We start from the raw sequence: 1362 nt of genomic DNA, 5'->3' as shown, positions 1-1362 counted from the left end.
GCGCCAGGGCGCCTTGCGCGGCGAGGCAGGTCGTCAACGCCAGCGCGGCGAGGCTTCGGCTCAGGACGGGTGTCACGCGGCGTCTCCCGGGCTCGGCGGGATCTCGGCGCGTTGCGCCGGCCCCCGCTCGTCATCGGATCCGTTATTCACGCTCCAACCGGCGAAGGCGAGCGCCTCGGGAAACAGGTTCCCCGCACCGTCACTACCGATTGCATCCCGGCGCCGCTGCGGCGTGTCGAGCGGGCGCGGATGTCTCGCCGAACCGGTTCGCGGGCCGGCGGCCCGCCCGGCGCAACCTTGCCTTTTGGCACCCGATCCCCGAGAAACCGGCTGATCCGGAAGCGTGAGCGCGGCCTCGGCGGGCGTCTCGCGGAACCGGCTCGTTCGAACCGCGTCGAGGAACCCGTCTCCATGCTCGATTACGCGCAGGCCCGACGCCTGATGGTCGACTGCCAGCTCCGGACCTTCGACGTGAACGACATCGCGGTGCTGGACGCGTTCGACGCGGTGCCGCGCGAGAACTTCGTACCGCCGGGGGCGGAGCCCTTCGCCTATATCGACCAGAACCTGAAGCTCGGGGGCAGCGACGGCGACCTGCGCTACATGCCGGCCTCGATGCTGCTCGCGCGGATGATCCAGGCGCTGCGCATCGGCGGCGGCGTCCGGGCGCTCGATGTCGGCACCGGATACGGCTACGCCGCCGCCGTGATGGCGCGCCTCGGCGGCCGGGTCACCGCCCTCGAATCGGACCCCGCCCTGGCGGAGGCGGCGCGCGAGCGCCTCGACGGGACGCAGGTCGAGGTGGTGGAGGGGCCCCTCGCCGCCGGCCTGCCGAAGGCCGGCCCGTACGACGCGATCCTGATCAACGGCCGCGTCGAGGTGCGCCCGCAGGCGCTGCTCGACCAGCTGAAGGACGAGGGCCGCCTCGTCTGCGTCCTCGGTCGCGACAAGTCCGCCAAGGCGACCCTGTTCGTCCGCGCCGGCGACGCCTTCGGCGCACGCCCGCTGTTCGACGCGGCGCTTCCGGGCCTGGCGGCGTTCCGCGAAGAGGCCGGCTTCGCGTTCTGAGCGGTCGGCGCGCTCTCGGCATCGCGCTCCGATCGCGCGGGGGAGGTGTCGCTTTTATGCGCCACGTCCCGACGATTCGAGGGATGGGCCGTCCTCGCCCTGGGCCACGTCTTCGTGAATGGGTTAAGGTCTGCCCCGGGGCGGGCGTGACCGGGCCGGCGCTCATGCGCCGTGGCCGTCGCAAGACGGGCAAGATGGTCTTCGAGAAACCGCAAGGGCTGATCGACGTGACACAACGCAAACCTGCGACGCGCCCCGCGCTTCGGCTGGCCGGCCTCGCCGTCGCCGCCGGGC

At 72.5% G+C, this 1362-nt stretch carries 1 protein-coding gene; it reads left to right on the top strand.

Going from position 1 to position 1362, the window contains the following annotated elements; genetic code table 11:
- Positions 1-411: 411 nt before the first annotated feature.
- Positions 412-1068: a protein-L-isoaspartate O-methyltransferase gene (locus FV223_RS27725; RefSeq protein ID WP_147729888.1), complete on the top strand. Its 657-nt coding sequence runs from the start codon at positions 412-414 to the stop codon at positions 1066-1068.
- Positions 1069-1362: the final 294 nt, after the last annotated feature.

This window comes from Methylobacterium sp. WL116 (assembly GCF_008039455.1).
Lineage (GTDB): Bacteria > Pseudomonadota > Alphaproteobacteria > Rhizobiales > Beijerinckiaceae > Methylobacterium.
Note: the sequence above shows the minus strand (reverse complement) of the source record. Positions and strands in the feature narration are given on the sequence as shown.